Origin of the sequence: Streptomyces sp. NPDC087440 (assembly GCF_044744005.1) — a bacterium.
Taxonomy (GTDB): Bacteria; Actinomycetota; Actinomycetes; order Streptomycetales; family Streptomycetaceae; genus Streptomyces.
Map to the genome: position 1 here is coordinate 185280 of NZ_JBIUXN010000016.1, position 13042 is coordinate 198321.

Here is a 13042-nt window from a genome sequence, read left to right on the forward strand (position 1 = left end):
CCTTCCTGATTCTGCTTGGTTCGTACGGTAGTTGGTGCGGGGGGCTGTACAGAAGGGTTACGGGGCCGTGGCTCGCCTCAGAAGGGCAGGCCCGGCATCCCGCCGAGGCCCTGGGTGAGCGGGCCGAGCTTCTGCTGCTGGAGGGTCTGCGCGTTCTCATTGGCGGCCTGGACGGCGGCGACGACGAGGTCCGCGAGGGTCTCGGTGTCCTCCGGGTCCACGGCCTTCGGGTCGATCACCAGGCCGCGCAGCTCGCCCGAGCCGTTGACGGTCGCCTTGACCAGGCCGCCGCCGGCGGTGCCGTCGACCTCGGTGCGGGCGAGCTCCTCCTGCGCCTGGGCGAGGTCCTGCTGCATCTTCTGGGCCTGCTGGAGCAGCTGCTGCATGTTGGGCTGGCCACCACCGGGGATCACGGCATGTCTCCTCGTCGTCTGCGGGTCGCCGTCTCGGGGTCGAGAGGTCGGTCAATCCGAGCCTACGTGGTCGCCCGACGGCACGCCGCACGCCGTACCAAGTGACTCTTTCGAGTGAGTGGGCTTCGGCTCCTCCTCCTGTTCACGGCCTCGTACGGGGGGAAATACCGGGACAACGGCCCCATGGCACGCCATTCGGCGGTAGGAAGGGCAAGCGCACCCGTACGGAGCAGTTTGCCGGTACGCCGCAGAACGCTCCCGGCACGCCCCCAGGGCGTGCGCCCGCAGGGCGTTCCCGGCGCGGATCTCAAGAAGCGCGGATCTCTCAGAGCAGAAGAGCAGAGGAGTGCCCGGTGAGTCAGCCGGAGATGCAGCCCGAGGGGCCGCCGGCCCGGCACGACGCCGGTTCCGGTCACGATGTCGCGGGCAACGGCGGTGAGGAGTGGGGCTGGGACGCCGAGGACCTCACCGGCCGCCCCTTCCCGCTCGGCGACTGGGGCGAGCCCGCGGAGCGGCTGGACGAGCTGTACCGGTGGGTGGAGGCGGGGGCGCTGCGCACGGCCCGCTGGTACCTCGCCGACCGGGGCTGGAAGCGGCGGGGCGCGCGGGCACTGCGGATCGGTACGGCGGTGGGGGTCGTGGTGGGGGCCTCGCTGCCTCTGCTCGACCTGACCGGGACGCTGTCCGGGGGTGCCGGGTGGGGATATCTGGCGCTGCTGGCGGGGGCGGCGTGCCTGGGCTGCGACCGGTACTTCGGGCTGACGTCGGGCTGGATGCGGGACATGGCCACCGCGCAGGCGGTGCAGCGCAGGCTGACGGCGCTCCAGTTCGACTGGGCGTCGGAGAGCGTACGGGAGATCCTCGGCCCGACCGAGGGGACGGCCAGCGAGGCGGCGGAGCGGTGCCTGGGCGTCCTGCGGCGCTTCACCGAGGACATCACCGAGCTGATCCGGGTCGAGACGACGGACTGGATGGTGGAATTCCGGTCGGGACCGGCGCCCCTGGTCATGCAGACCCTGGGCGCCGCCCCGGCGGCCCGGCCGGAGGGCGCCTCCGGCCACCCGAGCCGGATTCCGCTGCCGCCGGGGACACGGCCGAACATGCCGAGGCAGCGGCCGCCGGAGTCTCCCCGCTAGGGCGTTCCGGGGGCGGTTCCCCGCCCCCGGTGCGGAGCCGGTCAGCCGGTCAGCCGGTCAGCTGAAGATGATCATCGAGCCCTGGGCGAGGCTGCGGGTGGTGGCCGCGTGCAGGCCCAGCCACACATGGCGTTCGCGCGCGAAGGGGGACGGGTCCGTCACCGGCGCGGCGGGTTCGTCCAGGGCCGTGGGCCCCGCCGGGGGCAGCGGCGCGGCGGGCGGGTTGGCCGGGTCGATGCCGATCGCGGCGGCGACGTACTCAAGTTCACGGAGCAGTCCCTGCGCGGAGCCCAACGGGCCGCCCCCGGCGAGGAGTTCCTCGTTGGAGAGGGGGGCGGGGAAGTCCACCGGCACGTACGCCCCGGCGTGGTCGAAGTGCCAGACCAGGTGGGACTGGAGGGCCGTCTCCTCGAAAATCTCAAGCAACTGCTCGTAGTCGCCGCCGAGTTCGTCGACGGGGGTCACCGCGAGGCCGCGCGCCTGGAGCAGGTAGGCCCGGCGCAGCAGGTGCAGCGCGTCGTAGTCGAAGCCCGCGACCGGGGCCACGTCGCCGGACAGGCCCGGCATGTACGGGAAGATCGGGACCGTCGGCAGACCGGCGTCGGTCAGCGCCTTGTCGTAGGAGGCGATCTCTTCGGCGAAGGGGTTGTCGGGGCTCTGGCAGAGGATGTCGACAAGGGGGACCAGCCACAGGTCACAGGCCAAGGGGTGCGCTCCTCCACGGTCCGGGGCGGGGATGAGGTGGGTCTGGGCGTCCGGCCCCGGGGTCCGGCACCGGTCGGTCCAGGCAGCGTAATGCCATGTGTACGTCGAGCGAAGACCGCCGGTCAGAAGCAGGGGCGGGGTACGCCACAGGTCGGGGGCGGGGTGCTCCGGGGGGCGGGGCCGGGCGCTGGGGCAACGGGCGGGCGACGGCTCGGAACCCACGCGGGCGGCGGGTGGGCGGTCGGGCGGCGGCTCAGGCACCCGGCGGGCAGCGGGTGGGCGGACCGGCACTCAGAAGCCCGGCGGGCGGCGGGTGGGCGGCGGGCCAGACACCCGACGGGCAGCAGACGGGAGGCGGCCCGGACACCCGGGCAAGCAGCGGTCGGGAGGCCAGGTACTCAGAAGCCCGGCGGGCGGCGGGTGGGCGGCGGCCCAGGCAACTCGGCGGGCAGCCGGCAGCCAGGCGCTCAGAAGCCCGGTGGGCAGCAGGCACGTAGTGGTGGCCCAGGCACTCGGCGGGCAGCAGGCGGGCGGAGGCTCAGAAGCCCGGCGGGCAGCAGGCAGGCGGCGGCCCAGGAAACTCGGCGGCCCAGGCAACTCGGCGGCGGGCAGCAGGCAGCCAGGCACCCAGAAGCCCGGTGGGCAGCAGGCACGTAGTGGTGGCCCAGGCACTCGGCGGGCAGCAGGCGGGCGGAGGCTCAGAAGCCCGGGGGGCCCGCGTATTCGCCGTGGCCCTCCAGGCGGTCGGCCCAGCCGAGGGCGCGGGTGTCGTGTTCGTCGAGGAGGGTGTAGACCGCTTCCGCGTCCCCCTGGGCGATGGCCGCGACGACCTCCTCGTGACGGCTCCACAGGCCGCCCGCCCGGCTGCCGGGTTCCCGCAGGAGGAGTTCGGCGCGCAGGCGGGAGATGGAGAACACCCAGCAGCGGACCCGGAGTTGGTGAAGGAAGGCGGCTATGTGCGGGTTGCCGACCATGGTGGCCAGCTCGTTCCAGAAGCGCAGGTCGTAGCCGATGAGGACGTCCAGGTCCCCCGCCCCGGCGGCCCGGGCGGCCTCCTCCGCGCGGCGGCGCAGCACCGCCAGGCGGTCCGGCGGGAGGTCGGTCGTGGCGACGGCCAGCTTGTGGTGCACCCCGGCGACGACGAGCGAGCGCGCCTCGACCATGCCCCGGAACTCGGCGACGCTGTACTCCCGTACCCGGAAACCCTTGTGCTGGTCGGATTCCAGCAGGCCCTGCGCGGCGAGGTCGAAGAGGGCCTCGCGCACCGGGGTCGCGGAGACCTCGTACTGCTCGGCGATGTGCTTGACCGTGAAGGCGTGACCGGGGGGCAGCCGCCCCGCCAGCACCTCGTCGCTCAGTGCGTCGGCCAACTGCTGGCGCAGGGTGCTGCGGTGCACGATCCCGCGCGTGCCGGCTCCGCTCGCGGGCATAATGTCTCCCCCTTCGTCCGCTCCGGACACCTTATGGGGCGTTCGGGGCAGGACAAGGGGGGAGATCACATTCGGTTGCGTACGACGCGTCGAGCGTTACGCAGTGTGCTCGTCCGCGACGGTGAGTGCCTCGTCGAGGGCCGCGAGGCCTTCCTTGGCCTCGGCCTCGGTGACGTTGCACGGCGGGACGACGTGGGTGCGGTTCATGTTGATGAAGGGCCACAGGCCGTTCTTCTTGCAGGCTGCACCGAAGGCCGCCATGGGGGCGGCGTCCGCGCCGGTCGCGTTGTACGGGACGAGCGGCTCGCGGGTCTCGCGGTTCTTGACCAGCTCCAGGGCCCAGAACATGCCCGTGCCGCGCACCTCGCCGATGCTCGGGTGGCGCTCGGCGAGGTCGCGCAGGCCGGGGCCGATGACGGTCGCGCCGATGTGGGCGGCGTTCTCGACGACCTTCTCCTCCTCCATCACCTGGATGGTGGCGACGGCGGCCGCGCAGGCGAGGGGGTGCCCGGAGTAGGTGAGCCCGCCCGGGAAGGCACGCTTCTCGAAGGTCTCGGCGATCTTGCCGGAGATGGCGACGCCGCCGAGCGGGACGTAACCGCTGTTGACGCCCTTGGCGAAGGTCATGAGGTCCGGTACGACGTCGAACTGGTCGGCGGCGAACCAGGTGCCCGTACGCCCGAAGCCCGCCATGACCTCGTCCAGCACGAAGACGATCCCGTACCGGTCGCAGAGCTCGCGCACACCCGCGAGGTAGCCGGGCGGCGGGGTCATGATCCCGGCCGTGCCGGGGACCGTTTCGAGGACGATCGCGGCGACGGACGCCGGGCCCTCGAAGGCGATGGTGTCCTCCAGGTGCTGGAGGGCACGGGCGCACTCCTCCTCCTCGGTGGAGGAGTAGAAGGCGGAGCGGTAGAGGAAGGGCGCCCAGAAGTGGACGGTGCCCGAGGACCCGTTGTCGGAGGCCCAGCGACGCGGGTCGCCGGTGAGGTTGATGGCGGTGTTGGTCGCGCCGTGGTACGAGCGGTAGGCGGCGAGCACCTTGTGACGGCCCGTGTGCAGGCGGGCCATGCGGACGGCGTTCTCGATGGCCTCGGCGCCGCCGTTGGTGAAGAAGATCTTGTCGAGGTCGCCGGGGGTGTGGGAGGCGATGAGGCGTGCGGCCTCGGACCGGGCCTCGACGGCGAACGCGGGCGCGAACGTCGTCATCGACGCGGCCTGCTCCTGGATCGCCCGGACGACCGTCGGGTGCTGGTAGCCGATGTTGGTGAAGACGAGACCGCTGGTGAAGTCGAGGTAGCGGTTGCCTTCGTAGTCCCAGAAGTACGAGCCCTCGGCACCGGCGACGGCCAGGGGGTCGATCAGGCCCTGCGCGGACCAGGAGTGGAACACGTGCGCCCGGTCGGCGGCCTTGACGGCTGCGCCCTTGGCCGGGTCGGGGGTGAAGTGAGGGGTCATGGGGGGAGGGTAGATCGGCGCAGGTGGGAGGGGCTATGGCCATCCTGTACGGGATGGGGCGTGGGGGTCGGCAGGGTGTCGAGGGTGGGGGGGGCTCTGGGCGGGCCCCCGGCCCCCGGGCCTGGGGCCTGGGCCTGAGCCCTGGTTTGTGGGGCACGGGGCTTGGGCTGGGGGCGCTTGTGTGCGGGGTGGGGGATCGGCAGCCGGTGCCGGGGCAGGTTTCCCCTACCCTTCCCCAAGCTCTCAACTTCGTTCGAGCAGGGGAGACCCCATCCTTCCCGTAACCCTGCGGGGCTGTTGCACGGTTCCGTGCGGGTGGGTGGGTGGCTGGTCGCGCAGTTCCCCGCGCCCCTAGGGTGATCCCCTGCCCGGAACGGGCACTTCAGCCCGTCCGGCGTTCAGGAACCAACTCACCCGCACCCCGCAGGGCCCGGCGCCGGGCTCAGCCGGAGCGGGTGTACGTGACGGACTTGTTGTCGGGGGTCGTGCGGCGCAGGCGGCCGTCCGGGAGGAGGGTCACCTCCGACGCCTTGCCCGGCGAGCAGGAGGTCGCCGGACCCGTGACCACCCGCGAGGGACCCAGGCTGACCGGGCCCTCCGGCGACGGGTCCGAGGCGAGTTCCGCCTCGAAGAGGCAGCGGAACGAGGTGCCCTCGGCAACGAGGGACATCACCGTCTCGCCGGAGCGGCCCTGGCGGAGGGTGAGGTCGCGGGTGCTCGACCCCGAGTCCCCGCTCACCGTCCCGTGCCAGGTGCCGAGGAAGCCGGAGGGGATCGACCCCGCCGCGTCGGCGGTGGTGGGCGGAGGGGTGGCGGCCGTACCGCTGGAGGGGGTACCCGCTGAGGACGAGGAGGAGGAAGAGGAGTTCTGGGGGGAGGGTTTGTTGTCCGGGGTGCCGACGGCGGCCGGGGGCTTGTCCTGGCCGTCGCCCCGCATGAGCGCGTACACCGAGCTGCCCGCCGCGAGCGCGACCACGACCGCCACGGCGACCAGGACCAGGGTGGAGCGTTTGCTGCGCTGGGGCGGGGGCTGGGGAACGGGGGTCGCGCCCAGGTACGCGTTCGGGTAGCCGTAGCTGCCGGGTGGCGTGGGGCGGCCGTAGGGGTCGTAGCCCGGCTGCGGGTAGCCGTAACTCACGTGCGGGGGTGGGGTGTTGGGGTAGCCGTACGCGTTCGGGGCCGCCGGTGGGAGCGCCGGGAGCCCCTGCCCCGCATGCGGAGGCGCTCCGGCCCCGGGGGTGCCGGGTGCGGGGGGTCCGGCGGGGGGCGTGGCACCGGGTTGGCCCGCCCCGCTGCCGGCCGCCGGGGGCGCCGCACCCGGGGCGACGATCATGGTCGGCATCGAGTGGACCCCACCGTCGGGGGCACCGGGGCCACCGGGCCCACCCGGAGCACTCGGAGCACCGGGCCCACCCGGAGCACCCGGAGAAGCCCCCTCCTCACCCCCCGCCCGCACCTCCGGCGGCAACGGCGTCCCGACCCCCACGGTCGGCGTCCGCCCACCCGGCAGCGACGTCGTCGGGCTCTCCAGATCCAGCAACTGCACAGCGTGCGCCCCCAGTTGCGCCACCAGTGACGCCGGAAGCCACGGCTCCCCCGGGGCCGGGGCCGGGCCGGTCCGTGCCAGTACCGCGTCCAGGTCCGGCCGCGCCTCCGGTGCCTTCTGGAGGCAGTCGCGGATCAGGTCGTGGAGGGATTCGGGCACGTCCGCCAGGTCCGGCGGCTCCTGCGCGATGCGGAACATCAGCGCGTGGACGCCGCTGTGCGTCGTACCGAAGGGAAGCCGCCCGGTCGCCGCGTACGCGAGGACGGACCCGAGGCAGAAGACGTCGCAGGCCGGGGTGACCCGGTCGCCCCGGATCTGCTCCGGGGCCATGAACCCGGGCGACCCGACCAGCGCACCGGTCCGCGTCAGCCCGCTGTCCGTGACCGTCTCCAGCGCCCGTGCGATCCCGAAGTCGATGACGCGGGGCCCGTCGATGGTGACCAGGACGTTGGAGGGCTTGAGGTCGCGGTGGATGAGGCCCGCCGCGTGGATGTCCTTGAGGGCGCGGGTGAGCCCGGCGGCCAGGATCAGCACCGAGCGCTCGGGCAGTGGCCCGTGCCCGCCGGAGACGACCTGCTGGAGGGTGGGCCCGGCGACGTACCCCGTGGCCACCCACGGCACGTCGGCCTCGGTGTCCGCGTCCAGCACCGGCGCCGTCCAGTGCCCGCCGACGCGCCGCGCCGCCTGCACCTCCTGGCGGAACCGCGAGCGGAACTCCTCCTGTTCGGCGAGTTCGCGCCGTACGAGTTTGACGGCGACGGTACGGCCGCGGTCCGAGCGCGCCAGATAGACCTGCCCCATCCCGCCCGCCCCGAGCCGGGCCAACAGGCGGTAAGCGCCAATGCGTTGGGGGTCCGAGGGCCCCAGTTTCTCCATGGCCATGACTGCTGTGCCACCCTCCCCCGATGCGACAGCGATGGGCCGAGGATAGTTCCGCCGTACGACGGTGAAGTCAGCCGATCGCTACCGTTTCGTCACCGAGTGTCCCTCAGGAGGCGCCCCGAGGGGAGGGGAACGACGACGGCACCGCGCCCATGGCGGCCGACAACCGCTCCAGCACACGCACGGTCTCGGCGAGTCCCGCCTCCCCCAGCTCGGCGCGCAGCCGGTCGGCGAGCGCGGCGTGGGAGGGGTTGCACCGGCGCAGCGCCTCGACCCCTGCTGCGGTGATACGGAGCAGCTTGGCGCGGCGGTGGGCGGGGTTGTCGGTGTACTCGGCGAGCCCCCGCCCGACCAGGACGTCGGCGATGCGCTGGACGCTCTGCCGGGTGATCCCCAGGGTGCGGGCGACGCCCGCGACGGAGTCCGGGACCCGGTCGACGGCCCCCAGCACCTGCCACCAGGCGGCGGTGAGGCCCACCTCGCGGGCCATCCGGTCGGAGACGGCGACGAACTGGCCGTTGAGGCGGAAGACGCCGAGTGCGGTACGGGTGAGGAGCTGCTGGGCGGGGGTCTCCGGGGAGCGGGCGTCCGGACGCGGGGCCGTCACGACGCGAGGATCGCGTACGCGGTGGGGTCGGAGTCGTGGAACAGCCGGTACCAGGCGTCCAGCTTCTCCTCCGGGAACACCTCCAGGCGCCGCAGGATCTCGCGGGCGAAGGCCTCGGGCTGGGTGCTGTTGGCGGTGATGAGGTCGCCGTCGGTGAGGGCGTCGGTGTCGACGTAGTGGGCGGAGCCCTGGTAGCCGGTGGCGTCGAGGTAGAAGGCGACGTTGCTGGTGTGCGGGCGGTCGTCGAGCAGCCCCTCGCGGGCGAGCCCTGCGGTGGCTCCGCAGATGGCCGCGACGGGAACCCCGGTGTCGAGGAACCCCCGGGCTGCCTTGGCAAACGGCTCCAACTCCTCCCCTTCGTCCCAGAGTTCGGCACCCGTGAGGATGAGAAGGGCGCTCTCCTCGGGCCGGAGGTCGGCGAGGACGAGGTCCGGCAGGATGCGGAGGCCGCCCTTGGTGGTGACGGGCTCGGCGGTGAGGGCCACGGTCCGGACCGTGTACCCGTGGTCGCTCAGCTCGGCGGTGATGTGGCCGGACTCCCAGTCGGCGTAGGTGTCGTAGACGGCGAGGTGCACGGTCGTGCGGGACATGGGCGTCTCCTGGAGATCGCGGGGTCGGCCTCCCCCGGCCGATGACAGCACGCTGCCACTACGACAGCAAACTGTCAACACCCTTGCCCTGCAACCCTGTTGCTGCCCTTCGCCGCCCCACCCCCTTGAGCTCCGCCCTGCGCCCCAGCCCCCTTGGGCGACGGGGCCGCCCCAAGGGGGCGGAACGGGCGGGCAAGGGGGCGGCCCCTCCCGCTCCCGGCCCACCCGGGTACCGCCCCTTGGGCCACCCCGGCACCGGACGCGCGCCCAAAGGGGCCCGGCCCGCCCCCGTGACGGGCGCGTCAGCCTTGCCCGGCCCAGGCAGAAGAGGCCCCGGACCCGCCCCTCCACCTAAAGCGCTCGCCGCGCGGCCGTTGCACGGTTCCGTGCAGATAGGTCGTGGCTGGGCGCGCAGTTCCCCGCGCCCCTGGCATGCCTGCCCTTCGGGCGGCATGTCAGCCCGCCCCGAGAGGCCTCAGCCCCGAGGCCCGTACAGTGCCGCCCGTTCGCCCCGTGCCAGCGCCCAGTACCGGTCCCCGTACGACCAGTGCCACCACTCCGTGGGGTAGTTGACCAGGCCCGCCGCGTCCAGGGCCGTGCCCAGCAGCGCCCGGTTCGTGCGGGCGGCGGGGGGCACGCCCGGGCCCTCCGTGTAGCACGCGCCCCCGCTCTCCTCCGGGCTCGCGTTCATCCGCGTGCCCATGTCCAGCTCCCGCCCCCGCGCGTCCGCGAGCGTCAGGTCGACCGCGCCGCCCGCGCTGTGCGGGGCGATGTCGGGCGGCGACACGTAGCGGCTGGCCGCGCTGCGGATGCGGGAGGCGGGCCACTCGGGGTGCAGGCCGCGCAGTTCCTCCTCGTACTCCTCGAAGTACGCCCGCTGGAGTTCCGGCGGCCGGTACCCCTCCACGATCACCAGGCGCAGCCCGTCCGGGAGCAACTCCTGTGCCCGTAGGAGGCGTTCGGCGACGCCGGACCGCAGGAGTGCGTACGCCTCCACGCCGTCCGCCCGCTCCGGCCGCAGTTCGAGCCCGACCTCGCGTACGTCGACGAGCGGTTCGCCGCAGTCCCGCACCGGCACGGCGGCGATCCGGGGGTCGGCCATCAGAACGATCTCGGCAGCAGTCATACGGCGATCATGCCCGGCGCACGGCCACCCCCGCGCGCCCGCCCGCACCCCCTTGCCCCCTGCGTCCATTCGGAGATCGTCTGCGCGTCGGCCGCGGGATGTGGAACAGGGTGTTCCGTGCGCGGGGCCGCCGGCTCGCCCCGCGCGCCGGACACCCCGTTCCATCGGAGAAAGGCCCCGCATGCACCGCCCCCTCGCCGCCGCCCTGGCCGCCGCCGCACTCCTCGCCGCCGTTCCGGCCTCCGCCGAGGCCGCTCCCCCGCCCGTGTGCGGCGGCACCGCCGCCGACTGGGCCGACGCCGACGGAAACGGCAGCAGCTACTGGGGGGTCGTCTACGACGGCTTCGGCAACGGCCGTCCCGAGGGAGCCCGGACCGTCCGCCTCGCCCTGGACCAGCTCCGCGAGGACGCCCGCGACTCCTCCGACAGCCAGGCGTGGTCCCTGGAATGGGACCACGAGTACGAACTGCCGTACGCCGTCGTCGGCGGGAACCCCTCCGTCACCCTCACCTTCCCGGAGTGCGCCGACCCCGCGCGCCCGACCCGGGTCACCGAGGCCGTCCTGGACACCCGCACGCAGTACGCCCTCCTCACCCGCGCCTCCTTCTGACCCCCGCTCCCCACCGAAAGGCCCCGCCCGTGATCCGCACCGCCACCGCCGCCACCGCCGCCCTCCTCGCCGCCACCGTCCTCACCCCCACCGCCGCGGCGGCCCCCGCCCCCGCCCCCGAGTGCGGCGGCACCGCCGCCGACTGGGCGGACCCGGGCGGCGTCGGCGCGCTCTACCAGGGGCGCGTCCACTTCGACCACCACCGCCGCCCCACCAACACCGGCTTCCTCGTGCACCTCACCCACGACAGGTTCCGGCTGAAGGCCGACGAGGTGAACAGCACCGAACAGTGGGAGCTCCGCCGGTACTTCGACGACCCCGCCCCCTCCGTCCTGTTCTGGTCGCGGTGGGGCGCGACCGTGCTGAGGGCCCCGGCCTGCGAGGACCCCGCCCGCCCGACCCGCGTCACCAGCACCACCGCCACCATCGAGGGCAACGAAACCGGCCGCCTGACCCGCACCGCCGCCTAGGACACCCTCCACAGGAGCCCCACCTCACCCCGCCACCCCTCGTGGCATCATGCCGCCGTGGATGCGCTGAGAGCCGAAGACCCCGCCCGGGTGGGCCAGTTCCGGCTGCTCGCCCGGCTCGGGGCGGGCGGCATGGGCCGCGTGTTTCTGGCGCGGTCGAGCGGGGGACGAACCGTCGCCGTCAAACTCGTACAGCCGGAACTGGCCCAACAGCCCTCCTTCCGGGAGCGGTTCGCCCGCGAGGTCGCGGCGGCGCGGCGGGCGGGCGGGGTGTGGACGGCGGAGGTCATCGACGCCGACACGGAGGCGCACGTGCCGTGGGTGGCGACCGCGTACGTTCCCGGGCCGTCGTTGCGGGACGTCGTGGGGCGGGAGTTCGGGCCCTTGCCCGCGGACACCGTGCGGGTGCTGGCGCATGGGCTGGCGCAGGCGCTGGAGGCCATTCACGCCGGGGGGCTCGTCCATCGGGATCTCAAGCCGTCGAACGTGCTGTTGGCGGTGCAGGGGCCGCGGATCATCGACTTCGGGATCGCGCGGGCCCTCGACTCGGTGACCGGGGAAGGTGTCCTCACGCTCACCGGCACCGGGGAGCTGCTCGGGTCGCCCGGGTTCATGTCGCCTGAGCAGGTGCGCGGCGAGCGGGTCGGGACGGCGTCGGACATCTTCTGCTTCGGGTCGCTGCTGGCGTACGCGGCGAGCGGGGTGCAGCCGTTCGGGGACGGGGCCAGCGGGGCGCACTCGGTGATGTTCCGCATCGCGCACGACGAACCGCGGCTGCCCGGGGCCGAGGACCTGCCCGGCGATCTGGCCGGGCTGGTGCGGGCCTGCCTGCGCAAGGACCCGGCCGCCCGGCCCGACGCCGCGTCGATCGCCGCGTCGATCGCCGCGCACCTGTCGGCGCCGCCGGGGCCGTGGCTGCCCGCCGGGGTGCTGGCGCTGATCGGTGAACGCAATGCGGAGTTGCTGGACTTCGAGGTACGGGGTGGGGATGTACGGGGAGGGGATGTCCGGAGTGGGGAAGTGCGGGGTGGGGAGGTCTCCGCCGTGTCCCCGCCGCCGCCCGAGGAGACCGGCACATCCGGCACCTCCGGCCCGCCCGACGCCCCCACCGCCGCCCGCCCCCGCCGCCGGCACCGGATCGTCATCGCCGTGTGTACGGTGCTGGCGCTCGCCGCAGGCGGAGGGTTCGCCGCGTACCAGGCGCGGGAGAAGGGCACGCCGGGCCAGGCGGGCGACACGCCCGCGCCCACCCGCGCCGCCCCGGCCGCCGACGCCGTGCCCGCCGCGTTCCTCGGGGCGTGGGAGGGCGTCGTACGCGGCGACCCGGACATGCCGAGCGAGACGCGCCGCATCGAGATCGCCCAGGGGCGCACCGGGGACAAGGCCGGAACGTACGTCCAGGTCGGCCCTGACCTGCTGTGCATGGGCCGCTCGGTGCTGGTGTCGGCGAACGCGGACACGGTGGTCCTCGGCGAGAGCACCGTGACCACCAGCGCGCCCGCCAAGCGCTGCACGCCCTCCGCGGGACAGACCCTCACCCTGCACTCCGCAGACGTACTGGAGTGGAGGTCGGGCCCGGTCACCGCCACCCTGAAGCGGGCGAAGGCCGGTCCGGAGGCGGTGCCCGCGCGGTTCGTCGGGGTGTGGGAGGCCGTGCCGTTCAAGGAGCTGTCGGCCGAGCAGCGGGACCGCTACCGGACGACCCTGACCGTCACCCAGGGACCGGTCGGGACGTCGCTCGTACGGTTCGACGAGTCCATGCCCAAGACGGACGACCAGGGCAACCTGCTGCCGGGCGACGAGCTGTGCGTACGGACCGGAACGGTCGGCGGCGCGGGAAACCTGCTGGTCCTCGGCCCGTTGGCGCTCGACCGGGACAAGTCCGACCCGCAGTGCGTCCAGGACTCCTCGTCCCGGAACCTGCGGATCATCCGCTACCGGGGCAAGGAACTCCTCCAGGACTTCTCGATGGGCACGGACAGCGAGCCCGGCGAGTTCGCGCGGAAGTGGGGGGCGGCGGGCTAGCTCCGCGCAGGCGGGTGGCGAGTGGCGGGCTGCGGGAGCGGTCA

At 73.8% G+C, this 13042-nt stretch carries 12 protein-coding genes; 4 read left to right on the forward strand and 8 right to left on the reverse strand.

What is annotated here, in order from left to right; translation table 11 throughout:
• Positions 1–77: 77 nt before the first annotated feature.
• Entirely contained in the window at positions 78–413 is a 336-nt protein-coding gene (locus ACIO3O_RS28680) for a YbaB/EbfC family nucleoid-associated protein (protein WP_189826850.1), read from the reverse strand.
• A gap of 353 nt (positions 414–766) precedes the next feature.
• Between ACIO3O_RS28680 and ACIO3O_RS28685 the strand changes: the two genes are divergently transcribed.
• On the forward strand, positions 767–1549 hold the full coding sequence (locus ACIO3O_RS28685) for an SLATT domain-containing protein (RefSeq protein ID WP_401750720.1): 783 nt from the start codon (positions 767–769) through the stop codon (positions 1547–1549).
• Positions 1550–1606: 57 nt separating this feature from the next.
• On the opposite strand, the gene ACIO3O_RS28690 is transcribed toward ACIO3O_RS28685, so the two are convergent.
• From ACIO3O_RS28690 to ACIO3O_RS28720, 7 genes are all read right to left on the reverse strand, one after another.
• Complete coding sequence (locus tag ACIO3O_RS28690) at positions 1607–2254, reverse strand: hypothetical protein (RefSeq protein WP_401750722.1); 648 nt, start codon at positions 2252–2254, stop codon at positions 1607–1609.
• A gap of 698 nt (positions 2255–2952) precedes the next feature.
• Positions 2953–3651, reverse strand: coding sequence for a GntR family transcriptional regulator (locus ACIO3O_RS28695; RefSeq protein WP_401750724.1), 699 nt, complete (start codon positions 3649–3651; stop codon positions 2953–2955).
• A gap of 129 nt (positions 3652–3780) precedes the next feature.
• The gene (locus tag ACIO3O_RS28700) at positions 3781–5142 is read right to left on the reverse strand and encodes an aspartate aminotransferase family protein (RefSeq protein WP_401750725.1); all 1362 of its coding nucleotides are present in this window, start codon (positions 5140–5142) and stop codon (positions 3781–3783) included.
• A gap of 442 nt (positions 5143–5584) precedes the next feature.
• On the reverse strand, positions 5585–7564 hold the full coding sequence (locus tag ACIO3O_RS28705; RefSeq protein ID WP_401750850.1) for a serine/threonine-protein kinase: 1980 nt from the start codon (positions 7562–7564) through the stop codon (positions 5585–5587).
• A 112-nt stretch (positions 7565–7676) separates the two neighbouring features.
• Positions 7677–8177, reverse strand: a complete 501-nt coding sequence (locus tag ACIO3O_RS28710; RefSeq protein ID WP_401750727.1) for a MarR family winged helix-turn-helix transcriptional regulator — start codon at positions 8175–8177, stop codon at positions 7677–7679.
• Positions 8174–8767: a type 1 glutamine amidotransferase family protein gene (locus ACIO3O_RS28715; protein WP_401750729.1), complete on the reverse strand. Its 594-nt coding sequence runs from the start codon at positions 8765–8767 to the stop codon at positions 8174–8176. Before ACIO3O_RS28715 ends, ACIO3O_RS28710 begins: the two co-directional genes overlap by 4 nt.
• A 475-nt stretch (positions 8768–9242) precedes the next feature.
• Positions 9243–9893 (reverse strand): M15 family metallopeptidase, encoded by a 651-nt coding sequence (locus ACIO3O_RS28720; RefSeq protein WP_401750731.1) that lies wholly within the window; start codon positions 9891–9893, stop codon positions 9243–9245.
• A 181-nt stretch (positions 9894–10074) separates the two neighbouring features.
• On the opposite strand from ACIO3O_RS28720, the gene ACIO3O_RS28725 reads away from it, so the two are divergent.
• Genes ACIO3O_RS28725 through ACIO3O_RS28735 form a run of 3 tightly spaced genes read left to right on the forward strand, consistent with a single transcriptional unit; the run spans position 10075 to position 12998 of the window.
• The gene (locus ACIO3O_RS28725) at positions 10075–10503 is read left to right on the forward strand and encodes a hypothetical protein (RefSeq protein WP_401750734.1); all 429 of its coding nucleotides are present in this window, start codon (positions 10075–10077) and stop codon (positions 10501–10503) included.
• Between the two features lie 29 nt (positions 10504–10532).
• Positions 10533–10973 carry a hypothetical protein gene (locus ACIO3O_RS28730; protein ID WP_401750735.1) on the forward strand — a complete coding sequence of 147 codons (441 nt, stop codon included), beginning with the start codon at positions 10533–10535 and terminating at the stop codon, positions 10971–10973.
• A 57-nt stretch (positions 10974–11030) separates the two neighbouring features.
• A complete protein-coding gene (locus ACIO3O_RS28735) occupies positions 11031–12998 on the forward strand; it encodes a serine/threonine-protein kinase (protein ID WP_401750737.1) in 1968 nt (655 codons plus the stop codon).
• Positions 12999–13042: the final 44 nt, after the last annotated feature.

Excerpts from the sequence above, each read along its gene's own strand:
- ACIO3O_RS28700 (WP_401750725.1), bottom strand. The coding sequence starts at position 5,142 with ATGACCCCTCACTTCACCCCCGACCCGGCCAAGGGCGCAGCCGTCAAG.
- ACIO3O_RS28705 (WP_401750850.1), bottom strand. The coding sequence starts at position 7,564 with ATGGAGAAACTGGGGCCCTCGGACCCCCAACGCATTGGCGCTTACCGC.
- ACIO3O_RS28715 (WP_401750729.1), bottom strand. The coding sequence starts at position 8,767 with ATGTCCCGCACGACCGTGCACCTCGCCGTCTACGACACCTACGCCGAC.
- ACIO3O_RS28720 (WP_401750731.1), bottom strand. The coding sequence starts at position 9,893 with ATGACTGCTGCCGAGATCGTTCTGATGGCCGACCCCCGGATCGCCGCC.
- ACIO3O_RS28725 (WP_401750734.1), top strand. The coding sequence starts at position 10,075 with ATGCACCGCCCCCTCGCCGCCGCCCTGGCCGCCGCCGCACTCCTCGCC.